Source organism: Massilia sp. LjRoot122 (genome assembly GCF_964252725.1).
GTDB lineage: Bacteria > Pseudomonadota > Gammaproteobacteria > Burkholderiales > Burkholderiaceae_D > Telluria.
Genome location: NZ_CAXUPB020000001.1, coordinates 1,297,807 through 1,319,039, shown reverse-complemented (window position 1 = coordinate 1,319,039; position 21,233 = coordinate 1,297,807). Strand labels below are relative to the sequence as shown.

Here is a 21,233-nt window from a genome sequence, read left to right as displayed (position 1 = left end):
TGCCGAGGTCCACGACCCTCAGTGCCTGCGCCCGGTGCCAGGCACTGAGGGAACAAGTTCGGTGAACGCGAGCGTCTCCCCGGACAGCAGCGCCACCTCGTCGTGGCGATATCCACACAGCGCGTTCGCCAGCATGAGCGGCACTTCGAACAGGCAGTCCACGTCGGCATCGGCGCCGCCTTCCTCATCCTGAGTCGCCTTCATTTCGGCATGGATGGTATCCAGCAGCGGGGGAGGCGTTCCGTCCACCGCAAGATGGTAGAGACCTTCTTCCGCCAGGTGGACGACGTCCCAGACCTTGGCGCCATCCTTGTACATGAACGCCGCGCTGGCCATGACGTGCTCCTCCACCTGGCAACCGAGTGCTTCGCATCCATCGGACAACAGGGCCATGTTCGCCGCCTGCGTGGCCGGATGCGCCATGTCGTTGAAGAAGACCAGGTAGGCCCCTCCCGGCAGTGCCGCGCCGGAGACCGGACTCTCGTTGGCGTCGTCGGTATCGCCCGTGTCGGCCAATGACAAGCGGTCGAGAATCTGGTCTTTCGTCGCGCCGCGTACGGCGATCCAGGCGATGGAATAGCCCATGTGTGCGTCCTTTCGGGTCCAGCGGAGTTGCCGGGCTTGGGCTAGTGTGAAGCAATCACCCATCCTCCGCAATCGCAGGCCGACACGACGTTGGCTGGACCGTAGCCCGTTCGAAGCCCAAACCACGCCTGCGGGGAACCGCTGAGCAGTAAAGCAGATGCGCTCAAGTCGAAGAGCACTCCGGAATAACCCTAACTCAGCATCGGCCTCTAGCTGCGCGCGATGCCTCCGCAGCCGGGGCGGCTAGATGAGCGAGCGGCAATGTGCGGCGATCACCTACCATGTCGATTTCGGCGAGGTGTGCCGTAATACTGTCACGCCGAAATTCGGGAAGTGTCCTGACAGTCTAAATGAAATGTTGACGATCGGGACAACGCACGCATTGAGCATTTTCGGTTGATTAGCACCCGCAGAAAATGGCATTTGTCACTTTCTGCATCGGTCCACCGCATGTATTGTTTAGTCTAGTGGACCACGGAGTACGACATGCTACCAATCTCGAACATTGCAGGATCACGCGGCGTCAGTATCGCGAGTGGCTTCTGCCTCGCTATCTTGTGGTTGTTCTTCTCGGTAGTTCATCTGCAAAAGTATCTAGAGACTGGTGAGTTGTCTCTCATCCTACTTGTAATCGCCGAAACGCTGAGCGCAGTGTTCTACCTTCTCCGAACAGACCCGGCAACAGTTTCCACGAGGCCGCTGGACTGGTTGATAGCTGTCGCTGGCACTTTTTCCACTTTCTTCTTCCGCCCGGCCGACTACAGCCTCCTTCACTCCGCGAATTACCTCACCAGCGCAGGCGCGGTAATGCTGATCTTCGGCCTGGTCTCTCTTAACCGAAGTTTTGCCCTCGTTCCAGCAAAGCGGGTAATTAAAACCAGCAACATGTATCGATATATTAGGCATCCGCTCTACGCCAGCTATTTTGTGATGCTGTCTGGCTACCTCCTGGCCAATTTTTCTATCACCAATGCGCTCGTATATTTTGCGGTCATCTCTTTGCTTGTGGCCAGAATTCATCGGGAAGAGGAGCATCTGATGAAGGACGAAGCGTACCGCACCTATGCTGGGAGTACGCGGTACAGAATAATCCCATTTGTTTACTGACTCGGCGGTTCAGCTGGCGCCGATACACTGAACGCGTGTATAGCACTATCGAGCGACTACCCGACCGCGGCCGGCGCAAGCACTTCCGCGACATCCGGTCCGAGCCCGGCGTCCCAGCGACCTGAGTCTAGCCCTGTGCGGCGCCGTGTACGAACAAGATCTACGACCCCACAATCGCGCCGCGCCGGGACGGTGCTCAAGCCGCCTGCACGGCCAGGGAAAGCTGCCCGCGCATCGCACGCGTCCCGTGCTCTTCGCGCTCCAGCCTGAAGGTCCCCACCACCTGCGACAGTCCGGCCGCCTGCTCCTGCATCGCCACCGCCGCCGCCGCGGCTTCCTCGACCAGGGCCGCATTCTGCTGGGTCACGCGGTCCATCTCGACGATGGCCCCGTTGACCTGCTCGATCCCGGCGCGCTGCTCTTCGCTGGCGTTGGCGATCTCGTTCATGATCGTGGTCACCTGCCCGATGCTGCGCACGATCTCGTTCATGGTCACGCCGGTGCGGTCGACCTGCTCGCTGCCTTCCGCCACCTTGGCCACCGAGTCGTCGATCAGCAGCTTGATTTCCTTGGCCGCGCTGGCCGATCGGTGGGCCAGGCTGCGCACCTCGGAGGCGACTACCGCAAAGCCGCGCCCCTGCTCGCCGGCGCGCGCCGCCTCCACCGCCGCGTTCAGCGCGAGGATGTTGGTCTGGAAGGCGATGCCGTCGATGACGCCGATGATGTCGGCGATGCGGCGCGAGGACGCGTTGATGGCGCCCATGGTCTCCACCACTTCGGCCACCATCTCGCCGCCCTGGCCGGCGATCATCGCGGCCTCGCCGGCCAGCCGATTGGCCTGGCGCGCGTTGTCCGCGTTCTGCTTCACGGTCGAGGTCAGCTCTTCCATCGATGCCGCGGTTTCCTCGAGCGCGCTGGCCTGCTGCTCGGTGCGCGCCGACAGGTCCTGGTTGCCGGCCGCGATTTCGCTCGACGCCACCGCGATGGTGCCGGTGCCCTCGCGCACACGGCCGACGATGCCGGCCAGGCTGTCGTTCATGGCACCAAGTGCGCGCATCAGCTGGCCCGTTTCGTCGCGGCTGCCTGCCGTGATGCGGCTGGCAAGGTCGCCGGATGCGACTTTCTCGGCCACGGCAACCGCTTCCCGGATCGGCACGGTGATCGAACGGCTGATCAGCCAGGCGCAGGCGATGCCCAGCGCGAGGGCGGCCAGGCCCAGCGCGACCAGCAGCACACGGGTGTTCGCGTAGGAGTCGAGGATGGAATTGGCGACGCCGTCGGCGGCGGTGATCTGCATGGCGGCGAGCTTGTCGACCGCGCCCTGGAAGGATGCGGTGTGGGGCAGCATCTGCTCCCGGTAGACGGTCGTCGCCAACTCGTGCTCGCCGGCCAGCTTGGCCTTGAACAGGGCGTCGCGCGCCGCCAGGTAGCCGACCCGCTCCTGCTTGACGACCTTGAACTGCTCCTTCACCGCTTCGTTGCGCAGCGAGCGTTCGATCGCATCCTGCAGCTCGTTCGAGCGGGCCGATACCGCTTTCATGCGCTCCGCCATGTCGGCCGCCACTGCCGCGTCGGCTACCAGGAACACGGTTTCGATCCTGGCATTGTTCAGTTCGATGAGCTTGCCCCATTCCGCCACATTGCGCTGGTTCTTGATGCTGGTATGCACCAGGCGCGAGGTGAGATCGCCCGCGGACTGCATGCGCGCAATGGCGGTCAGGGTCACGATGAACAGCAGGGACAGGACGATGGCAAAGCCGATGCCAAGCCGGACACCGATCTTGAGGTTTTTCACTGTGGGATTCCTTCTAAATGGGAAACGTGCCGCGCCAAGACAGGGGAATGGGAGCAGCCGTACAGCATAACATTTCTGAAAAGCAACTATGCTGCATTGCGGCAATTCCACAACTGAGGGATAGTACGTATTTCGTTCGCCTGGACGGGCAAAAGCGATTTCTTCACACCGCCACGCAGCCGGGCCGCCAGCTTCGACTTCTACAGGTTGCAAACAGGAAGCATCGGGTGCTAATGTTGTCAATCACGCGTCGCAGCAGCAGGCACGCGCCATTCAGAAATAGGGGTCCACATGAAACGGGTTACTGGCATCGGCGGCATTTTCTTTCACGCGCAAGACCCGGCGGCGCTACGCGCCTGGTACGCGCGCCACCTCGGCGTCGACGTGCTGGACTGGGGCGGCGCGGCCTTCACCTGGAGCGATGAAGCGCGCAAGCCGGACGGAGGCGTGACCATCTGGTCGATCGGCCAGGCCGGCAACGAGCACTTCGCGCCCGGCAAGGCAAACTTCATGATCAACTACCGGGTCGCCGACCTGGACGCCCTGCTGCAAGCCCTGCGCGACGAAGGCTGCCATGTGCTGGAGCAGAGCGACGATTCGGAATTCGGGAAGTTCGGCTGGGTCATCGACCCCGAGGGCAACAAGGTCGAGCTCTGGGAGCCGCCTGCCGGGCAATAAGCGGGGCGATGTCGGAAACGTTCAAGACGCCGGCAGCCTGCGGTCCTATCCTCGGGCCATGGACATCCTGCGCCCGGCCCTTGGGGCCCGCCCCTTCCTTTCCACTCCCGCGCTGCTGACGCTGCACGGCTGCTCCGGCCTGGTCCTCGCCGGCTTCGTGCTGCTGCATCTGAGCTATCACGCGATCCTGGTCGCCGGCGTCGACGCGGCCTTCGCGCTGATGCACACGCTGCGCGTGTTCTACCGCTGGCTGCCGGTCGAGGCACTGATCCTCGGCAGCGTGCTGGTCCAGCTCGCGACGGGGCCCGTGCTGGCGCGGCGCCAGGCGCAGCGTCCGCAGCGAAACCGGGTGGCGGCGCTGTCCGGGTATTACCTGTTCTTCTTCAGCATCGTCCACGTGGCCGCCGTCCTGTGGGGGCGCCTGGGCATGGAGGTGGACACCAGCATCCATTTCGCGGCGGCCGGCCTGCATGCCTGGCCGGCCGCGGCGTTTTTCTTTCCCTATTATTTCCTGGCGGTGGTCGCGGCCTTCGTCCATCTGGGCCATGCGCTGTCGCGCCGGCTGGGCCGCCCTGCCGTGCTGCTGCCCCTGGTGGTGGGAACGACAGTTGCCGGCCTCGTCCTGGCCGGCATGGCGGGCGTCGCGGGCGGGCTGACGATCCCCACCGCCTACCGCTAAGCGCCGCTCAGCCGGCCAGCGCGGCGCGCTGGCGTTCTTCCTGCTCGCGCAGCTCGGGCGTCATGGCCTCACCGAAGTCTTCCATGTCGAAGATCTGGCGGATCTCGATCTCGGCTTCGCCGCCGAGCATCGGCATCGGCACCCGCTTGACCCAGTCTATCGCTTCTTCCTTCGATTTCACCTGCCAGATCCAGAAGCCGGCCAGCAATTCCTTGGTCTCGGCGAAGGGGCCATCGACCACGCGCAGCTTGCCGTCCTTGCCGAAGTGGACGCGCGCACCGCGCGAGGAAGGATGCAGGCCTTCGCCCGACACCATCACGCCGGCCTTGATCAGTTCATCGTTGAAGTTGCCCATGTCCGTGAGCAGCTTCTCGTCCGGCATTTCGCCCGCTTCACTGTGCTTGTCCGCCTTCAGCAGAATCATGAATCGCATCGCATCCTCCGTTTGGTGTGGTTTGACCGCTATTGCCATGACGACGATCGGCGCGGTGCGGAATCGACACCGCGCCGGCATTTTTTTCAATTATTTTTGAGCGGCGCCAGTTCCAGGATGGCATCGAAGGCTGCGCAGGCGCCGGCGCAGGCTTCGGCGATCTCTTGCGGACTGGTGACGCGTGCGCGCAGGGCCTGCATGAAGGCGCGCCAGCGCGGACCCGGGCCGCCCTCCTCGCCGCGCAGGTAGCGCAGCGGATGCGGCGCCAGCGGCCCGGCCAGCCTGCCGTACAGGACGGCGCCGCCGAGCTGCGAACCTTCGATCACGTAGGCGACGCCCCAGCGCCAGGCGGCGCCGGCATCGGCCGGCCAGGCGGCCGCCGGCCGCAAGGGCGCGACCTCCGGCATGCCGGGCTCGGCAAGGTCGGCTTGAATGGCGGGCAGGCGCGCAGTGGCGGGCAGCGAGGGCTCGGCCTGGGGGCCATCGGCGAAGCCGCCCAGCCAGCGCTCGAGCGGCGCCAGCCAGTCGCGCACCATGCACAGGTGGACGGCGTAATCGTCGAGAGTAGGAAATGGGGCGGACAGCGGCAAGCCGCTGTCGAGCCGCTCGTGCCGCGCGGCAGTCGCAGTCCGCAGCGCGGCCAGTACATCGGTGTCGCGCACGGCGTCGTCGGAACGGTTCATGGGGGCGGGGAAAGCGGCGAATCGCTCATCTTAACAGCCCCCACCCTATTTAATCCGTGACGGGTTCGGGGTAGTCGACCGACAGGATCTCGAGCTCGTCCGTACCGAGCGGGGTCTGCAGCGTGATCACATCGCCCTCGCGCGCCTTGGTCAGGGCGCGCGCCACCGGCGAGACCCAGCTGATCTTGCCGCGCAGCGGATCGAGCTCGTCGATGCCGACGATGGTCACGGTATGCTCCTCGCCCGCCTTGTTCAGGTAAGAAACGGTGGCGCCGAAGAAGACCTGGTCGTTGCCATAGTGCACGCTGGGGTCGACCACGAAGGCCGAATCCATGCGCTTGGTGAGGAAGCGGATGCGGCGGTCGATCTCGCGCAGGCGGCGCTTGCCATAGATATAATCGCCGTTCTCGGACCGGTCGCCGTTCGAGGCGGCCCAGTGCACGATTTTCACCACCTCGGGACGGTCGACGTCGATCAGCTGCAGCAGCTCGTCCTTGATGGCCTGGTAGCCGGCCGGGGTGATGTAGTTCTTGGCCCCGGCGGGGATCGCCTGGGCCAGCGCCAACGCCTCCGCGTCGTCTTCGTCGTTGTCCGACTCTTTTACGAATGCCTTGTTCATGGCCTTATTGTAACGGCAGCGGCGCCCCGATCGCATTGCTTGCCGTATCATGCGCATCATGAGACGAGCAAACCCGCCGCCCCGTCCGTCCGCCAGGTCCCTTGCCGCGCTGCGCGCCGGGGGCTTGCTGCGCCTGCTGCGCTCGGCCCTCGCGGGCGGGCGCCGCGGCTTGCGCGGGCTGCTGCGCCGCCTGCGACACCAGCCCGGCCACCTGCTGCGCGTGCTGGGCCGGCTCCGGACGCGCGCCAGGGCGCGCCGCCAGGACAAGACGGAGACCGAACTTCCATGAGTCCACTGCCCGCCCTGGCCGCCGAAATGCAGGCGGCCGCCTCGGAAATCTACCTGCTCGACGCTAGCACCCTGCAGGTGGTGGACGCCAACCAGGCCGCGCGCCTGAACCTCGGCATGGATGCCGCCGCGCTGGAGGCGGTCGACGTATATGCGCTTGCGCCCACCCTCGACCGCGCCGCGCTCGGCGAACTGCTGGCAGGACTGGGCGAGGAAGTCGGCGCCCAGGTCAGCCTGCGTACGCAACTGCGGCGCGCCAACGGCAGCAGCTATCCGGTCCGGCTGTGCTTCCTGCGCATCGTGCGCGACGGCCATGCCCTGCTGCTGGCCATCGCCGACGACCTGAGCCTGGAACAGGCGGCCGCCCAGGCCCTGGCCCAGTCGCAGGCGCGCTTCGACGCCATCGTGCGCAATACGCCCGGCCTGGTGTTCCAGTTCCTGTCGTATCCCGACGGGCGCATCGACTTCCCCTGGCTGAGCGAAGGCTGTTCGGCCCTGCTCGGCCTGTCGGTGCTGGAACTGCAGCACGATGCCACCCTATTCGAAGGCCTGATCCTGGCCGAAGACCGCAAGGGCTACCTGGAATCGATGCAGGCCTCGCGCGCCGCCATGACGGGCTGGAACTGGGAAGGACGGATCTGGATCGATGCCTGGAAAGACGTCAAGTGGATCAACCTGCGCGCCACCCCGAACCTCGTCGACGGCGGCGCGGTGCAGTGGGACGGCATCATGACCAACATCAGCGCCAGCAAGCAGGAGCAGCAGGAAGTGATGCGCTCGCGCGCCCGCCTGGCCGAGCTGACCGACCACATCGAGCAGGTCAAGGAACAGGAAAGGACGCGCATCGCGCGCGAGATCCACGACGACCTGGGCGGCAACCTGACCGCCATCAAGATGGCGCTCGCCATGCTGAGCGCGCGCCTGCCCGACAACCAGCCTGCCCTGCTGGAAAAGGCAAACTATGTGGACGACCTGGTCGACCGCACGATCGAGGCGGTGCACCGCATCTCGCTCGACCTGCGCCCGACCATGCTCGACCTCGGCATCGTGGCCGCGCTCGAATGGCAGGCCCGTGAATTCGAGAAGCAGATGGGCATCGCCTGCATCTTCCGCTGCCCCGAGAAGGAAATTTTGCTGGACGACGACCACGCCACCGCCCTGTTCCGTATCTTCCAGGAAGCGCTGACCAATATCGCCAAGCATGCCGGCGCGACCCGGGTGACGGTGACGCTGCGGCCCCAGCGCGCCCACCTGACCCTGAGCATCAGCGACAACGGACGCGGGATCCAGGCGGCCGACCGCCTCAAGCCCCATTCCTTCGGCCTGCGCGGCATGAGCGAGCGCGCCAAGGCGCTGGGCGGAACGCTGGCCTTGTCGGCGGCGCCGGGAGGTGGCACGATGGTAACTATCAAGACCAGGCTGGCATCAACAGACACAGGCAAGAATGAGTGACAAGGCAACAATCCGGGTATTCATCGCCGACGACCATGCGATCGTCCGCGAGGGCCTGAAGCAGATCCTGGCCGAGCAGCGCGACCTCATCGTCGCCGGCGAAGCCGAAAACGGGCTCGACGCCATCAAGCTGGTGGGCAAGGCCAAGCCGCACGTGATGCTGCTCGACATCTCGCTGCCGGACCGCAACGGCATCGAGGTGCTCAAGCAGATCAAGAAGGACAAGCCCGAACTGGCGGTGCTGATGCTGTCGATGCACCGCGAAGACCAATATGCGATCCGCTCGCTGAAGGCGGGCGCGGCCGGCTACATGACCAAGCAGAGCGCCCCGCGCGAGCTGGTGACGGCGATCCGCCAGGTCGCCGCCGGCCAGAAATACGTCAGCGCCGCGCTGGCCCAAACCCTGGCGGCCCAGGTCGGCGAAGACCACGAGGCGCCCCCGCACGACAGCCTGTCCGACCGCGAATACCAGACCCTGACCATGATCGCCTCCGGGATGACGGTCAGCGACATCGCGCGCGAACTGTCATTGTCGGTGAAGACGGTGAGCGAATACCGCGCCCGGCTGCTGGCGAAGATGAAGCTGAAGAACAGTGCGGAACTGACCCACTACGCGATCCGCAACCAGTTGGTGGGATGACACTGTTGTGTGGCGCCCGTTTAAAACACTTTGTTTCCGTTTTTTAATTGATGATTGGCAAAGAAGCTGCTTATCATTACGCCAAACAGCAATCCGCGTCTTTACACCATGTCCATCTCGTCCCCGCCTGCCGGCACCGGCCTGAATCCCGCCGATATCGCCCGCGAAGCCTTCCGCCGCCTCGCAACGCGCCGCATCGCGCCCACGCCGGACGCCTACCGGGCCATCTATGACGAGATCGCCGGCATTCCTCCCGCCCCGCCCGCGCCTCCGGCCGGCAGCGCGGCGGCCGAGGTACTGGAGAGCTTCGCGCGCCGCCTGGCCGACACGCCGGGCGAAGTGTCCGAGTACGGCCGCCGCCTGATACGCGCCGCGAAAGCCGGCGACTGGACCGCTTATGCCCAGGCGCTGGGCCAGGTGGCCGACCGCCACCTGCGGCGCAACACGCCGGTGATGGCGCTCGGCGACGAGGATCCCGAGGCGCGCCAGCTGCGCGAGATGCTGAACCGCGCGCTGGCCTATGCGCTCGCGACCCTGCTGGCCGGCAGCCCGGACCTGGTCACCGAGGCCGAAACGCTGGGCGCCGAGGTCCGCCTGGCGCGCGGCGAGGAAATGGGCGAATTGTCCGGTCGCCTGAAGCAGCTGTGCTACCAGATCGAACTGCGCAGCGGCGACAGCGCCGAGCAGCAGGAACTGCTTCTGCGCCTGTTCCGCCTACTGCTCGACAACGTCAACGAGCTGCTCGACGACGACAGCTGGATGCGCGGCCAGATCGCGGCCGTGCAGGACCTGATCGCCGGCCCGCTCGACGTGCGCGCCCTGGAAGACGCGACGCGCAGCCTGAAGGACGTGATCCTCAAGCAGGGCCAGCTGCGCCACAGCATCTCGGACGTGCGCGCCACCGTCAAGAACATGATGATGAGCTTCATCGACCGCCTCGGCTCGGTGGCGGCTTCGACCGGCGACCACCATGCGAAACTGGCCGGCTACTCGGAACGCATCGGCAGCGCCGCCAATATCGGCGAGCTGAACGAGGTGATGAACGAAGTGCTGCGCGAGATGCGCGCCGCCCAGGACGAGGCGCTGGCCTCGCGCGACCGCATGGTGGCGGTGCACCGCGAGGTGCAGGAAGCCGAGGAACGCATCCGCACGCTGGAGGCGGAGCTGCAGCACATGAGCGAGCTGGTGCGCGAAGACCAGCTGACGGGCAGCCTCAACCGGCGCGGCCTGGACGACGTCTTCGAGCGCGAAAGCGCGCGCGCCGACCGCCGCGATACGCCGCTGTGCGTGGCCATGCTCGACCTCGACAATTTCAAGAGGCTGAACGACACCTACGGCCACCTGGCCGGCGACGGCGCCCTCAAGCACCTGGTCAAGGTGGTGCGCGACACCCTGCGCTCGATGGATGTGATCGCCCGCTTCGGCGGCGAGGAATTCCTGATCCTGATGCCGGAAACCCCGGTCGAGGCGGCGGCGGCGGCGATGGTGCGCGTGCAGCGCGAGCTGACCCGCCACTTCTTCTTGCACGACAACGAGAAGATGTTGATCACCTTCTCCTGCGGCGTGGCCCTGCGCACCCCGAACGAGGACCAGGCCAGCCTGATGGCGCGGGCCGACCGCGCCATGTACCAGGCCAAGCAGAGCGGCAAGAACCGCGTCGTGGTCGCCGATTAAGCTGCGTTTAGTTTGTCATGGCGCCGGGCCGCGGTGCATTGCGCATCTCGTCGCGTGCGCCCTGGGCGCCGACCGCCTTCAGCATGCGGTCGGTCGAGGTACGGTCTTTCAGGCGGCTGCCGGTCATCTGGTGTCCGTCCTGGCCGGCGGTGTTGCCGGCATTGGCGATCAGTTCGGCTTCGGTCGGGCCCTCCGGCACCTCCTGCGTGGCGCATCCTGCCAGTATCAGTACGGCACACACTGCTGCAATCCTCTTCATCTTGTTCTCCATGCAAGAAAACCGGTGGGTGGACCCGTCAATACGTCCGAGCTTGTCAAAATACTAGCATTTCGACGAGGCCAAGGGGCGGGATCGTCAAGGCTTGAGAATAAAAATAAATTTTTTTTGACCCTAAAGTTCGCATTTTCACTGTCGTCTATACGCGCCGCCCAAGAGAACTTGAGCGAAAAAGCGCGGATTTATTTTCAGTGCCGTACATAAAGTTTTTGCCGTGGAGCACGTTACCAGCATCAACAGCGGTGTGATCGTCACGGAACAGCGTGGCGCACCAAAGTGAACAGGGCGCGGTAGCCCACCCCAAGACAAGTTTGGAGAATCACCATGGCATCTGTTATCAATACCAACATCGCGTCGTTGAATGCACAGCGTAACCTGACCACGTCGCAGTCGGCCCTGTCGAATTCGCTGCAGCGCCTGTCCTCGGGCCTGCGCATCAACAGCGCCAAGGACGACGCGGCTGGTATGGCGATCGCCGACCGGATGACCAGCCAGATCAATGGCCTGAACCAGGCAAGCCGCAACGCGAACGACGGCATCTCGCTGGCACAAACCGCCGAAGGCGCCCTGTCGTCGATCGACGAAGGCCTGCAGCGTATCCGCACCCTGGCCCTGCAGTCGGCCAACGCCACCAACTCGGCATCGGACCGCGCCTCGCTGAACGCCGAAGTCCAGTCGGCCCTGGCTGAAATCAGCCGCGTGTCGTCGACCACCCAGTTCAACGGCCTGAACCTGCTGGACGGCACCTTCCAGAACTCGCAGTTCCAGGTCGGCGCCAACGCCAACCAGACCATCAGCGTCAGCATTGCCGGCGCCTCGACCACCCAGATCGGCGCCTACCAGCAAAAAGGTGCGGCCGTCAGCGGTAACCCGTTCACCGGCGCCGGCTTCACCATCACCCCGAACGGCAGCACGACTGCCGTCACCATCGGCGCATCGGTCCAGACCGGCACCGCCGGCAACAACCTGGTGACCGCCGACAGCGCCGCCGCGAAAGCAGCCGCGATCAACGCCAAGAGCGCCGAAACCGGCGTCACCGCGAGCGCATCGAGCAGCGTGACCGGCTCCGCGCCGACGGCACGTGCCGGCCTGGCTTCGGGCGACCTGGTCATCAACGGCGTGTCGATCGGCGCTGTTGCCGCCAGCACCAGCGCGGTTACCCAGGGAAAGAATGCGGAAGCCGCCATCAATGCGCAGAGCTCGCTGACCGGCGTCTCGGCCAAGGTCGACCTGTCGACCGGCGCGCTGACCCTGTCCGCAGCCGACGGCCGCAACATCGAGATCACCTCGAAGACGGGCGACGCCAACGGCGCCACCGCGATCCAGAACGCGACCGGTCTGAAGGCGAACGGCGCGGCAGACGCAATGGCAACCGGAAACGACACCTTCGGCGTAACCGTCGGCGGCGCATTCGACGCCAGCGCCCCGGCTGCGGGTTCGCTGACCAACGGTGACACCTTCGAACTCGACGGTATCACCTACGAGTTCGGCACCTCGAGCCATACCTTCGGCGAGGGCAATGTCCGAGTCGAGGTCGCCGACGCCGCCGCCGCCGGAACTGTCGCCAGCGCTATCGAAACTGCTGTTGACGCTCAATATGCAGCAGGCAATACTTCGGTTTCCGCAGCTGTAGCTGGCGCAGTCGTTACCTTTACCAACTCCAAGCTCGGTAACAGCGGCACACAAGCATCGTTTATTGACACCGGTGTGGCCGGCGGCGGTGGCACGACCGCACTGGCGGAGGCTGCTGGCACTACCGGTACCGACGCTGCCCGCAGTGCCAACGCCGTGAACCGCGGCACCCTGACCCTGAGCTCGGGCACCGACTTCTCGATCAGCGGCGGCGCCGAAGCCGGCCTGACCGGTACCTCGTCGGGTCTGACCACGCTGAGCACCACCAACATCTCGACCGTGGAAGGCGCCAACGCCGCGATCGCCCTGGTGGACGGTGCGCTGAGCCAGGTGAACTCGATGCGTGCAGGCCTGGGCGCGGTGCAGAACCGCTTCTCGTCGACCATCAGCAACCTGCAGGCGAGCTCGGAAAACATCACCGCAGCCCGCAGCCGTATCCAGGACACCGACTTCGCAGCCGAAACCGCCGCGATGACCCGTGGCCAGATCCTGCAGCAGGCCGGTACCGCGATGCTGGCCCAGGCTAACTCGCTGCCGAACGGCGTGCTGAGCCTGCTGCGCGGCTGATCGTCCTTCGCTTCGCAAGCAACCCCCGGCTGGCTTTTGCCCGCCGGGGTTTTTTCGTAAGGAGATTCCATGGAATTGCGTGCAAACGGCATGGCGCTGCCAGCCTCCCTGCGCCCGGCTGACAAGCCACAGGCTGCCGTCCAGCCCACCCCGCAGCAGGACATCGCAGGTATCGTATCGCCACAGGCGGCGCAGGCAGTGCAGCCACCCCCACCGGGCGCCCCGACGGAGCTGGACGACGCGCTGCGCAACATCAATGAGTCGATGCGCACCATGTCGCAGTCGCTCGAATTTTCGATCGACCCCGACAGCGACCGTACCGTCGTCAAGGTCATCGATCAGCAGACCAAGGAAGTCATCCGCCAGATGCCATCGGTGGAAGCACTCGAGATCGCCAAGGCGCTGGACCGGCTCCAGGGCTTGCTCATTCGACAGCAAGCCTGAGCAATCCGGAAAACAGAGCGGCAAAATGCCCTCTTAAGTCCGACTGATCCCTGCCGTTAAACAAGTATATTCATGTTTTCAACGGGAGAATCACTTGGCTACATCCGGCATCGGCTCCGGCCTCGATGTGAATGGCATTGTCAGCCAGCTGATGGCGATCGAGGCACGCCCCCTGACCGTCCTGGCGAGGAAGGAAGCCAGCTACCAGGCCAAGCTGTCGGCCTACGGCAGCGTGAGCGGTGCGCTCAGTTCGTTTCAGTCTGCGCTCAAGTCGCTCAGCTCGCCGGACCGCTTCCAGACGGTGACGGCTACGCCGGGCGACGCCACCATCTTCACGGGCACCGCCACCGTCAAGGCAGTCGCCGGCAATTATTCGGTCAACGTCACCCAATTGGCGAAAGCACAGACGGTCTCGTCGGCAGGCATGGCCAGCCCGACGACGACCATCGGTGATGGCGCCAAGACAACACTCACCTTCGAATTCGGTACGATCTCCGGCGGCAAGCTGGTCGACGGAAAATACACCACCGACCCCAGCGCCACCTCGCCGACGCCCGCATTCACCCAGGATGCCAAGCGCAGTGTCGGCACGGTCGTCATCGACGCCTCGAACAACTCGCTGCAAGGCATTCGCGATGCGATCAACAAGGCGGGCATCGGCGTAACAGCCAGTATCATTTCGGACGGCAGCGATACACCGAACCGCCTGGTGCTCACTTCCGACAAGACCGGCGCCTCGTCCAGCATGAAGATCAGCGTCGCGCGTGCCGATGGCGCACCGCCCGATTCCTCGATCAGCGACCTGCTGGCCTATGACCCTGCCGGAACCCAGCAGCTGAAGCAGACCAGCGCTGCGCTCGATACCAAGCTGAGCGTCAACGGCGTGGACGTGAGCAGCCCCACCAATACAGTCGAGGGCGCGATCCAGGGCGTCAACCTGACTGTGAGCAAGGTCGGTGAGAGCAGCCTCAAGGTCGAGCGTGACACCGGCGCGGTACGGGGTGCCATCAATACTTTCGTCAAGGCGTTCAACGACCTCGACAAGACCATCAAAGGTGTTTCTTCCTACGATGCAGCAACCAAGCAGGCAGGATTGCTGCTGGGCGACAGCAGCGTGCGCGGCATCCGCTCGCAGATCCGGGGCATGCTGAGCGAAGAGGTCGAAGGAAGCAAGCTGAAGAACCTCATGCAGCTCGGCATGGGTTTCAAGAAGGATGGCACGCTCGAGGTGGACTCAGCCAAGCTCGACAAGATTATCGCCAACAATTTCGATGACATCGCCGGCCTGTTCGCCTCGATGGGCTCGACCACGGACAGCCTGGTCAGCTATACCAGCTCCACCAGCGCAACCCGGCCGGGCGAATGGGCCCTGAACGTGGACGCGCTCGCGACCCAGGGTTCGCTGAAGGCTGCGGCCGCCCCCGCGGACCTGAACATCGTGCAAGGCGTGAATGACCAGCTTGCCATGACGATCGATGGCGTCAGCGCCACCATCACGCTGCCCGCGCGGACCTATACACCCGCCTCGCTGGCGCTGGCCCTGCAGTCCGCTGTCAACAGTGCGAGCGAGTTCGCATCGAAGGACGTCGCGATCAGCGTCGAGGCCGATGCCGACGGCAAGCTGGGCATCACGTCCAAACGCTATGGTTCCGCATCGACCGTCACGGTCGGCGGCAACGGTGCGGAGAACCTGTTCGGCACGAGCCCGGAAATACGCGGCGGCGCCGATATCGCCGCCACCATCAACGGCATCAAGGCCGAGGGATCCGGCCAGTCGCTCACCGGCGCACGCGGTACGCCCGCGGAAGGCTTGAAGCTCCTGATCGCCGGGGGCGCGACCGGGGCGCGCGGCACGGTCGGCTTTTCCCAGGGCTTCGCGCACCAGCTGAGCGCAATCGTCGACAACTTCGTCGGCAGCAAGGGCCTGGTCGCTTCCCAGACCGACAGCATCAACAGCAACATCAAGGCGCTCGGCAAGCAGAAAGAAGCGCTCAACGTACGGCTGGAAGCCATGGAAAAACGCTACCGCGCCCAGTACGTCGCGCTCGACGCGATGCTCACCAATATGAGCAACACCAGCAACTATCTGACCCAACAATTACAACAGATCAGCAACCTGTCCAGCCAGTCAAGCTGACGCATCGATAAATAAGGAAATCAACCATGTTCGGTTCAATGAAAAACGGCGCCAACGCCTACGCGAAAGTCGGCGTCGAAACCGGCGTCCTGGCAGCCAGTCCGCACCGCCTGATCGTCATGCTGTTCGAAGGCGCCGAAACTGCGCTGCGCATGGCGCTGGCGCAAATGGCTTCGGGAGACATTCCCGGCAAGGGACGCTCGATTTCGAAGGCCATCAACATCATCGATAACGGCCTGCGCGCGAGCCTCGATACCAAGGCGGGCGGCGAGATCGCCACCAACCTGGAATCCCTGTACGAATACATGAACAACCGTTTGCTGCAGGCAAACCTGAACAATTCCGCCGACATGGTTCAAGAAATAATGAAACTCCTGGGCGAGCTGAAAAGCGCATGGGAGGCAATCGCCCCGTCGCCGGCCGCGCCTGGCGTCCAGGGAGCCGCCGCGGCACGTCCGCAAAGCAGCCCTTACGATGCACTGGGTCCCCGTACCGCCGCATTTGTGAGCGCATGATGATGAATAGCGACGAAGTGATTTCGCTGTACGAATCGGTCGGCGACCTGACCGGCAAGATGCTGCAGGCGGCCCGCTCCGGCGACTGGGACCATCTGGCCGAACTCGAGTCGCGCTGCGCGAGTCACGTGCAGGTGTTGCGCGAAGGCGAAGCCGTGGTCGGACTGTCCGGCGAGAGACGTTCACGCAAGGTCGCCCTCATCCGCAAGATCCTTGCCGACGACCGCGCCATCCGTGATCTGACCACGCCCTGGATGGCCAGGCTCAGTGCGATGATGCAAAGCACCGGTACCGAGCGCAAGCTGGCCAATGCCTACGGCGGCCAGGGTTTCTGAAAGATCCGCTCCATGGCGTGTGCAACGCCATGCCAGCCTTTTGAATCATGTTACCAGCCGATAGCAACGGGCTTGCATCAGTCAGCCGCATCCTGCCGACGCAAGGCGCCGCCGACCCGCGACAGCAAGCCTTCCAGCGCGCCCTTGCCCCCCAGCTGGGCAAGGCGCTGCACGGCGAAGTCCTGGCAAAACTGAGCGACGGCAGTTTCGTCGTCAAGGTCGCCAACATCCCCGCCCGCATGCAGCTGCCGGAAGGCAGTAAAGTGGGCGCCGACGTGCCGCTGACCCTCGTCTCGGTGCAGCCGCGCCCCACCTTCCAGGTCGGGCTCGGGGCCAATCCCGTCTTCAGCGAAGCCGGCCCGCCGCTGCCCCAGGGCGCCGACCCGGGCAAGGCGCCGCTCGCCATGCGCGAAGGCAGCGCCGTGGGTCGCGCCGCCGCGCTTCTGCAGGCCACCGCGGCGGGAACGGCCGCCCAGACCCTCGGCACGGAAGCCGACAACACCACCCTCAGCCAGGCCGGCAAGACCATCGGCGGCGTGCTCGCGGCCGCCCAGAATGCCGGGGCGCCGCTGACGGCGGCCCTCGGCCGTGCACCCGTGGTGGCCGCTGCCGGCATGGATGCCTCCAGCATCGCCGCCGGCCTGCAGCAGGCCGTCGGCAAGAGCGGCCTGTTCTACGAATCGCACGTGGCCGAATGGGCGCAGGGAGCGCGCCCGCTGGCCGAGCTGAACGCGGAACCGCAGCAGCAGCTGGCGAAGGAAGGCCTGCGCCAGCTTCCCCTCGACCCGGCCACCGCCCAGTTCATCAACCTGCAGCTGGCCACCCAGGAACAGGCCCAGCTTGCCTGGCAGGGCAACCTGTGGCCGGGACAGCCGATGCAGCTGGAAGTGCAGCGTGACAGCCGCGAAGGCCACGACGGGGCTGGCGAGGAAGAGACGCCCTGGCACAGCCGCCTGCGCCTGCGCTTTCCCGAGCTGGGCGAACTCGACGCCCGCCTGACGCTCACCGGCGGCCGCCTGCAGCTGCAGTTCGCGGCCGGCAGCGAGTCCACCGCCGCCCTGCTGCGCCGGCACATGGGCAGCCTGGCCGGCGCGCTGGATGCGGCGGGCACCCAGCTGGCGGGTTTCGAGGTGCGCGCGCATCCAGGCGATGACTGAACCGAAGAAGGAACCAGGCCAGCGCCGCCAGAGCGCCGTCGCCCTCGCCTACGGCAGCGGCGACCCGGCGCCGAAGGTCGTGGCCAAGGGCCAGGGCCTGGTCGCCGAGCAGATCATGCGCCGGGCCAAGGACGCCGGCGTGTTCGTCCACGAATCCAAGGAACTGGTGTCCCTGCTCATGCAGGTGGACCTCGACCGCGAAATTCCGCCGGCGCTGTATCGGGCAATTGCGGAACTGTTGGCATGGCTATATCATATTGAGTCGGCTCAGAAACAAGGGTTGCCGCTCGAACAAGCGCTGCCGCCCCCACCCGATCCGACGCCCCACCTCAACCTGGACGACGCGGCGAACGCTGGTACAAGCAATGAATAATCAGGAACTCGACAATTGGCACGACTACGAGGTGGGGTCGCGCCGTGAAATCGTGCAGCTGCTGCGCCAGATCGGCGAAAAGCACCAGCTGGTGCGCATGCTGATCAAGGGCGAGGCCGACGTCTGCGTCACCACCGTCCTCGACGTCGACCAGGACAGCAACACGGTCGTGCTCGACCGCTCGATCGAACGCATGCAGAACGAGCGCATCATCGACGCCGGCAAGGTGCGCTGTGAGACCACGCTCGACAAGATCCGCATCCTGTTCACCGCCGAGAACCTGCGCCCCACCCTGTTCGAGGGCGAAGCCGCGCTGCGTGCCGACATCCCGCCGAGCCTGATCCGCCTGCAGCGCCGCGAGTACTACCGGATGGAGACGCCGGTATCGAACCCGGTGCGCGCGATCATTCCGCTGCCGCTCGATGCGGGCGCCGGCACCGGCGTGTTCCCCCTGCATGACATCAGCTGCGGCGGCATCGCCATCCTCGACAACAAGCTCCAGCTCAGCACGACGATCGGCGAGGTCCTCCCCAACTGCCGCATCGAACTGCCCGAGATCGGCCCGGTCACGGTCTCGCTCGAGATCCGCAACTCGCTCGACCTGACCCTGCTGAACAACAAGACCAGCCGCCGCATCGGCCTGCAGTTCGCCGACATCTCGCGCGGCGGCATGGCCGGGGTGCAGCGCTACATCACCAAGCTCGAACGCGAGCGCAACGCGCGCCTGGCCGGCCTGGCCTGAGCCGGCGACAGCGCAAAAAAAACGCGGCCGCATGTCACACCTCGCGCGGCTGGCTCGTCTTGCAGGCATGGAGGGCGCAAAGGGCGCCTTCCCCACCCTGAAAGGACTTGTACCATGAGCCACACCGCCCGCATTCCCCTGTTCACCCTGGCCCCCGCCAACCTGAAGGCGATGATCGCCCTGTCCCAGTCCACCAAGAACAGCTCGCTCGGTGCGCGCCTGGTGGAACTGGTGCAGCTGCGGGTGTCGCAGGTTAATGGTTGCGGGGTCTGCGTCGACATGCACTGGCGCGACCTGATCAAACAAGGCCTTGATCCGCGTCACCTGAACGCCCTTGCCGCCTGGCGCGAAGCGCCCTTCTTCAGCGAACGCGAACGCGCCGCCCTGGCCTGGGCCGACGCCGTCAACGCGCTGCCGGGACGCGACGATACCGACGCCGCCTGGCCGGCGCTGCGCGAGCATTTCAGTGACGTGGAGATTGCCGAACTGGCTTATACGATTGCCGCCATCCGCGGCTGGAACGCCATCAACCTGAGCCTGCGCAACCCGGTGCCCGAGCATCCGGCACCAGGCATGTAATCAGACGGACATCCCGGCGCCGCCGCCCGGCCGGATCAGGCCGCGCTGGGTCGCGACCACCACGGCATGGGTGCGCGCGGTGGCGTCGAGCTTGCTCATGACGCCCTTCACGTGGGTCTTCACGGTGCCCACGCCGATGCCGAGCTTGCGGGCGATCGACTTGTTGCAGCAACCCTGGGCCAGCAGCTGCAGCACGTCGGTCTCGCGCCCGGTCAGCGATTCGCGGGTGAGGCTGTCGGCGACGCTGCGCGTCATCGACTCGCTCAGGTAGCGCTGGCCGCGCGCCAGCAGCTCGACGGCGTGCGCCAGTTCGTCGGTGCCGCAGGACTGCAGCAGGTAGCCGGCCACGCCGGCATCCATCGCCAGGCGCACTTCCCACTCCTTGTCGAACTGGGTCACCACCAGCACGCCGGGCGGCTGGGTGCCTGAGGCCGGCTGGCGCGCCAGCGCGACGCCGGTGTCGTAATCGGTGACCAGCACGCGCGCGACGCGCTGGGCCTCCGGCTGGCGCATGTGGGTCGTGACGCGCAGGCCGGGGTGGTCGGCCAGAATGGCATGCAGCCCGACGGTCATGATCGGGTCGGCGTGCATGATATGGACGGCGGAAGAGATCGGTAGCATGTGTTGACTCCGGCATACGACGGCGGACGGTGAGGCCTGGTCTTGCATGGCCCGGACTTCCGACATATTGAAACGACAAGAACAGTAAGGCAAGTAATGCTTTGTAATAACTGGTCAATATGTATGCCATCTGTATGAGGAGCCAATGCCCGCCCGCAGTAGGTATGGGATATACTTCCCTGATCATGCGCCTGACTTCCTTCACCGATTACACCTTGCGGACCCTGCTCCACCTCGGCAGCAATCCGGGCCGTCTGGTGACGATCCAGGAAATCGCGGACCTGCACAACATCTCGAAGAACCACCTGATGAAGGTCGTGCACGAGCTGGGCCGCAACGGCGTCATCGAGACCATCCGCGGCCGCAACGGCGGTTTCCGCCTGGCGCACAAGCCGGAAGACATCAATGTCGGCGCGGTGGTGCGCCAGAGCGAGAGCGATTTCTACATGGCCGAGTGCTTCGACCCGGGCGGCAACCCGTGCGGGCTGGTCAAGAACTGTTCCCTGAAAGGCGTGCTCAGCAACGCCACCGCGGCCTACCTGGCCGAGCTGGACCGGCACACCCTGGCCTCGCTGCTGCCGGAACCGGCGCCGCGCGACGGCACGATTCCCATCACTTTCCACCGTAAGGAAACGCAGGCGGCCTGAGCCATTCGGCCGGATCGCGAAAAAAAACCGGCCTCGTGGCCGGTTCCTTTTTGGTACTGCTTGCCAGGCTTACACCTGCATGTTCATGATGTCGTGATAGGCTGACACCAGTTTGTTGCGTACTTGCACCGTACCCTGGAAGGCGATGCTGGATTTCTGCATCGCAATCATGGTGTCGGACAGACTCACGGTATCATCCCCCATCGCGAAACGCTTGCCGAGTTCTTCCGCATGCTTCTGGGTATTGCTGACTCCCTGCAGCGAGGTCTTCAGCGCATCGGCGAAGTCGAGCTTGGCAACACCGCCCTGAGGGGCCACCCCGCCCAGGCCCGCGGGCGCAAGGGGGCTCGCCGCCGGCTTGGTCGCCGCGGATTTCAGTTGTTCCATCATCGCCTGGATGCGGCTGCTGTCGATGCCGCCGATTCCGCCAATACTCATCGTTTTCTCCTGCTCGTGAGGCAATCCACTTTGTTCAGGCTGTCAGATTACCAGCGGCGCGGCAAATTCCTCCTTCGAAGAAGCATGGATTTCCACCCCTATTTCAGGGTTTGAATGTTGCTTTGAGGCTTCATAA

The 21,233-nt window shown here is 65.0% G+C and carries 25 protein-coding genes; 17 read left to right on the top strand and 8 right to left on the bottom strand.

The features are described 5' to 3' along the window. Positions 1-18: 18 nt before the first annotated feature. Entirely contained in the window at positions 19-585 is a 567-nt protein-coding gene (locus ACSQ25_RS05770; protein WP_436104754.1) for a hypothetical protein, read from the bottom strand. Between the two features lie 486 nt (positions 586-1,071). On the opposite strand from ACSQ25_RS05770, the gene ACSQ25_RS05765 reads away from it, so the two are divergent. Beyond that, entirely contained in the window at positions 1,072-1,692 is a 621-nt protein-coding gene (locus ACSQ25_RS05765) for a methyltransferase family protein (RefSeq protein ID WP_436104753.1), read from the top strand. Between the two features lie 196 nt (positions 1,693-1,888). Here ACSQ25_RS05765 and ACSQ25_RS05760 read toward each other — a convergent pair whose 3' ends face one another. Further along, positions 1,889-3,487: a methyl-accepting chemotaxis protein gene (locus ACSQ25_RS05760; protein ID WP_436104752.1), complete on the bottom strand. Its 1,599-nt coding sequence runs from the start codon at positions 3,485-3,487 to the stop codon at positions 1,889-1,891. 291 nt (positions 3,488-3,778) lie between these two features. Between ACSQ25_RS05760 and ACSQ25_RS05755 the strand changes: the two genes are divergently transcribed. Further along, positions 3,779-4,165, top strand: coding sequence for a VOC family protein (locus ACSQ25_RS05755; protein WP_436104751.1), 387 nt, complete (start codon positions 3,779-3,781; stop codon positions 4,163-4,165). 157 nt (positions 4,166-4,322) lie between these two features. Continuing rightward, on the top strand, positions 4,323-4,844 hold the full coding sequence (locus ACSQ25_RS05750; RefSeq protein ID WP_436104750.1) for a hypothetical protein: 522 nt from the start codon (positions 4,323-4,325) through the stop codon (positions 4,842-4,844). Between the two features lie 7 nt (positions 4,845-4,851). Here the strand turns inward: ACSQ25_RS05750 and ACSQ25_RS05745 are convergent, their stop codons facing one another. The 3 genes from ACSQ25_RS05745 to greB all read right to left on the bottom strand — a co-directional run bounded on the left by ACSQ25_RS05745 (position 4,852) and on the right by greB (position 6,579). After that, positions 4,852-5,277: a YciI family protein gene (locus tag ACSQ25_RS05745; protein ID WP_436104749.1), complete on the bottom strand. Its 426-nt coding sequence runs from the start codon at positions 5,275-5,277 to the stop codon at positions 4,852-4,854. 86 nt (positions 5,278-5,363) lie between these two features. After that, positions 5,364-5,960 (bottom strand): biliverdin-producing heme oxygenase, encoded by a 597-nt coding sequence (locus ACSQ25_RS05740; protein ID WP_436104748.1) that lies wholly within the window; start codon positions 5,958-5,960, stop codon positions 5,364-5,366. A gap of 49 nt (positions 5,961-6,009) precedes the next feature. Further along, positions 6,010-6,579 carry a transcription elongation factor GreB gene (gene greB / locus ACSQ25_RS05735; protein WP_436104747.1) on the bottom strand — a complete coding sequence of 190 codons (570 nt, stop codon included), beginning with the start codon at positions 6,577-6,579 and terminating at the stop codon, positions 6,010-6,012. A 58-nt stretch (positions 6,580-6,637) separates the two neighbouring features. On the opposite strand from greB, the gene ACSQ25_RS05730 reads away from it, so the two are divergent. The 4 genes from ACSQ25_RS05730 (at position 6,638) to ACSQ25_RS05715 (ending at position 10,633) form a co-directional block, all read left to right on the top strand. Further along, entirely contained in the window at positions 6,638-6,868 is a 231-nt protein-coding gene (locus tag ACSQ25_RS05730; protein ID WP_436104746.1) for a hypothetical protein, read from the top strand. Further along, positions 6,865-8,319 (top strand): ATP-binding protein, encoded by a 1,455-nt coding sequence (locus ACSQ25_RS05725; protein WP_436104745.1) that lies wholly within the window; start codon positions 6,865-6,867, stop codon positions 8,317-8,319. Before ACSQ25_RS05730 ends, ACSQ25_RS05725 begins: the two co-directional genes overlap by 4 nt. Further along, entirely contained in the window at positions 8,312-8,959 is a 648-nt protein-coding gene (locus tag ACSQ25_RS05720; RefSeq protein WP_436104744.1) for a response regulator, read from the top strand. The genes ACSQ25_RS05725 and ACSQ25_RS05720 overlap by 8 nt, the downstream gene beginning before the upstream one ends. A 108-nt stretch (positions 8,960-9,067) precedes the next feature. Next, entirely contained in the window at positions 9,068-10,633 is a 1,566-nt protein-coding gene (locus tag ACSQ25_RS05715; protein WP_436104743.1) for a GGDEF domain-containing protein, read from the top strand. Positions 10,634-10,640: 7 nt separating this feature from the next. Here the strand turns inward: ACSQ25_RS05715 and ACSQ25_RS05710 are convergent, their stop codons facing one another. Next, positions 10,641-10,892: a hypothetical protein gene (locus tag ACSQ25_RS05710; protein ID WP_436104742.1), complete on the bottom strand. Its 252-nt coding sequence runs from the start codon at positions 10,890-10,892 to the stop codon at positions 10,641-10,643. Between the two features lie 342 nt (positions 10,893-11,234). Here ACSQ25_RS05710 and ACSQ25_RS05705 point away from each other — a divergent pair, with 342 nt between their 5' ends. From ACSQ25_RS05705 to ACSQ25_RS05665, 9 genes are all read left to right on the top strand, one after another. Further along, a complete protein-coding gene (locus ACSQ25_RS05705; RefSeq protein ID WP_436104741.1) occupies positions 11,235-13,109 on the top strand; it encodes a flagellin in 1,875 nt (624 codons plus the stop codon). Between the two features lie 69 nt (positions 13,110-13,178). Then, a complete protein-coding gene (locus ACSQ25_RS05700; protein ID WP_436104740.1) occupies positions 13,179-13,553 on the top strand; it encodes a flagellar protein FlaG in 375 nt (124 codons plus the stop codon). 94 nt (positions 13,554-13,647) lie between these two features. Further along, the gene (gene fliD / locus ACSQ25_RS05695; RefSeq protein ID WP_436104739.1) at positions 13,648-15,690 is read left to right on the top strand and encodes a flagellar filament capping protein FliD; all 2,043 of its coding nucleotides are present in this window, start codon (positions 13,648-13,650) and stop codon (positions 15,688-15,690) included. Positions 15,691-15,716: 26 nt separating this feature from the next. Beyond that, positions 15,717-16,205, top strand: a complete 489-nt coding sequence (fliS, locus tag ACSQ25_RS05690; RefSeq protein WP_436104738.1) for a flagellar export chaperone FliS — start codon at positions 15,717-15,719, stop codon at positions 16,203-16,205. Beyond that, positions 16,202-16,540 (top strand): flagellar protein FliT, encoded by a 339-nt coding sequence (locus ACSQ25_RS05685; protein ID WP_436104737.1) that lies wholly within the window; start codon positions 16,202-16,204, stop codon positions 16,538-16,540. The genes fliS and ACSQ25_RS05685 overlap by 4 nt, the downstream gene beginning before the upstream one ends. 47 nt (positions 16,541-16,587) lie before the next feature. Further along, a complete protein-coding gene (gene fliK, locus ACSQ25_RS05680) occupies positions 16,588-17,697 on the top strand; it encodes a flagellar hook-length control protein FliK (protein WP_436104736.1) in 1,110 nt (369 codons plus the stop codon). Then, entirely contained in the window at positions 17,690-18,070 is a 381-nt protein-coding gene (locus tag ACSQ25_RS05675) for an EscU/YscU/HrcU family type III secretion system export apparatus switch protein (RefSeq protein WP_436104735.1), read from the top strand. The genes fliK and ACSQ25_RS05675 overlap by 8 nt, the downstream gene beginning before the upstream one ends. Then, positions 18,063-18,812, top strand: coding sequence for a flagellar brake protein (locus ACSQ25_RS05670; RefSeq protein ID WP_436104734.1), 750 nt, complete (start codon positions 18,063-18,065; stop codon positions 18,810-18,812). Before ACSQ25_RS05675 ends, ACSQ25_RS05670 begins: the two co-directional genes overlap by 8 nt. 114 nt (positions 18,813-18,926) lie before the next feature. Continuing rightward, positions 18,927-19,391, top strand: coding sequence for a carboxymuconolactone decarboxylase family protein (locus tag ACSQ25_RS05665; protein ID WP_436104733.1), 465 nt, complete (start codon positions 18,927-18,929; stop codon positions 19,389-19,391). Here the strand turns inward: ACSQ25_RS05665 and ACSQ25_RS05660 are convergent, their stop codons facing one another. Beyond that, positions 19,392-20,012 (bottom strand): response regulator transcription factor, encoded by a 621-nt coding sequence (locus tag ACSQ25_RS05660; RefSeq protein WP_436104732.1) that lies wholly within the window; start codon positions 20,010-20,012, stop codon positions 19,392-19,394. It lies immediately after the preceding gene. 185 nt (positions 20,013-20,197) lie between these two features. Here ACSQ25_RS05660 and ACSQ25_RS05655 point away from each other — a divergent pair, with 185 nt between their 5' ends. Beyond that, complete coding sequence (locus ACSQ25_RS05655; RefSeq protein ID WP_436108026.1) at positions 20,198-20,659, top strand: RrF2 family transcriptional regulator; 462 nt, start codon at positions 20,198-20,200, stop codon at positions 20,657-20,659. A 69-nt stretch (positions 20,660-20,728) separates the two neighbouring features. Here the strand turns inward: ACSQ25_RS05655 and fliE are convergent, their stop codons facing one another. Continuing rightward, positions 20,729-21,097, bottom strand: a complete 369-nt coding sequence (fliE, locus tag ACSQ25_RS05650; RefSeq protein ID WP_436104731.1) for a flagellar hook-basal body complex protein FliE — start codon at positions 21,095-21,097, stop codon at positions 20,729-20,731. Positions 21,098-21,233 lie beyond the last annotated feature (136 nt).

Coding starts and splice junctions, on each gene's coding strand:
- ACSQ25_RS05745 (WP_436104749.1), bottom strand. CDS start 5,277: ATGCGATTCATGATTCTGCTGAAGGCGGACAAGCACAGTGAAGCGGGC.
- ACSQ25_RS05770 (WP_436104754.1), bottom strand. CDS start 585: ATGGGCTATTCCATCGCCTGGATCGCCGTACGCGGCGCGACGAAAGAC.
- ACSQ25_RS05685 (WP_436104737.1), top strand. CDS start 16,202: ATGATGATGAATAGCGACGAAGTGATTTCGCTGTACGAATCGGTCGGC.
- fliE (WP_436104731.1), bottom strand. CDS start 21,097: ATGAGTATTGGCGGAATCGGCGGCATCGACAGCAGCCGCATCCAGGCG.
- fliS (WP_436104738.1), top strand. CDS start 15,717: ATGTTCGGTTCAATGAAAAACGGCGCCAACGCCTACGCGAAAGTCGGC.
- ACSQ25_RS05705 (WP_436104741.1), top strand. CDS start 11,235: ATGGCATCTGTTATCAATACCAACATCGCGTCGTTGAATGCACAGCGT.
- ACSQ25_RS05670 (WP_436104734.1), top strand. CDS start 18,063: ATGAATAATCAGGAACTCGACAATTGGCACGACTACGAGGTGGGGTCG.
- fliK (WP_436104736.1), top strand. CDS start 16,588: ATGTTACCAGCCGATAGCAACGGGCTTGCATCAGTCAGCCGCATCCTG.
- ACSQ25_RS05720 (WP_436104744.1), top strand. CDS start 8,312: ATGAGTGACAAGGCAACAATCCGGGTATTCATCGCCGACGACCATGCG.
- ACSQ25_RS05755 (WP_436104751.1), top strand. CDS start 3,779: ATGAAACGGGTTACTGGCATCGGCGGCATTTTCTTTCACGCGCAAGAC.
- ACSQ25_RS05675 (WP_436104735.1), top strand. CDS start 17,690: ATGACTGAACCGAAGAAGGAACCAGGCCAGCGCCGCCAGAGCGCCGTC.
- ACSQ25_RS05710 (WP_436104742.1), bottom strand. CDS start 10,892: ATGAAGAGGATTGCAGCAGTGTGTGCCGTACTGATACTGGCAGGATGC.
- ACSQ25_RS05655 (WP_436108026.1), top strand. CDS start 20,198: ATGCGCCTGACTTCCTTCACCGATTACACCTTGCGGACCCTGCTCCAC.
- ACSQ25_RS05730 (WP_436104746.1), top strand. CDS start 6,638: ATGAGACGAGCAAACCCGCCGCCCCGTCCGTCCGCCAGGTCCCTTGCC.
- ACSQ25_RS05700 (WP_436104740.1), top strand. CDS start 13,179: ATGGAATTGCGTGCAAACGGCATGGCGCTGCCAGCCTCCCTGCGCCCG.
- ACSQ25_RS05665 (WP_436104733.1), top strand. CDS start 18,927: ATGAGCCACACCGCCCGCATTCCCCTGTTCACCCTGGCCCCCGCCAAC.
- greB (WP_436104747.1), bottom strand. CDS start 6,579: ATGAACAAGGCATTCGTAAAAGAGTCGGACAACGACGAAGACGACGCG.
- ACSQ25_RS05660 (WP_436104732.1), bottom strand. CDS start 20,012: ATGCTACCGATCTCTTCCGCCGTCCATATCATGCACGCCGACCCGATC.
- ACSQ25_RS05715 (WP_436104743.1), top strand. CDS start 9,068: ATGTCCATCTCGTCCCCGCCTGCCGGCACCGGCCTGAATCCCGCCGAT.
- ACSQ25_RS05740 (WP_436104748.1), bottom strand. CDS start 5,960: ATGAACCGTTCCGACGACGCCGTGCGCGACACCGATGTACTGGCCGCG.
- ACSQ25_RS05725 (WP_436104745.1), top strand. CDS start 6,865: ATGAGTCCACTGCCCGCCCTGGCCGCCGAAATGCAGGCGGCCGCCTCG.
- ACSQ25_RS05765 (WP_436104753.1), top strand. CDS start 1,072: ATGCTACCAATCTCGAACATTGCAGGATCACGCGGCGTCAGTATCGCG.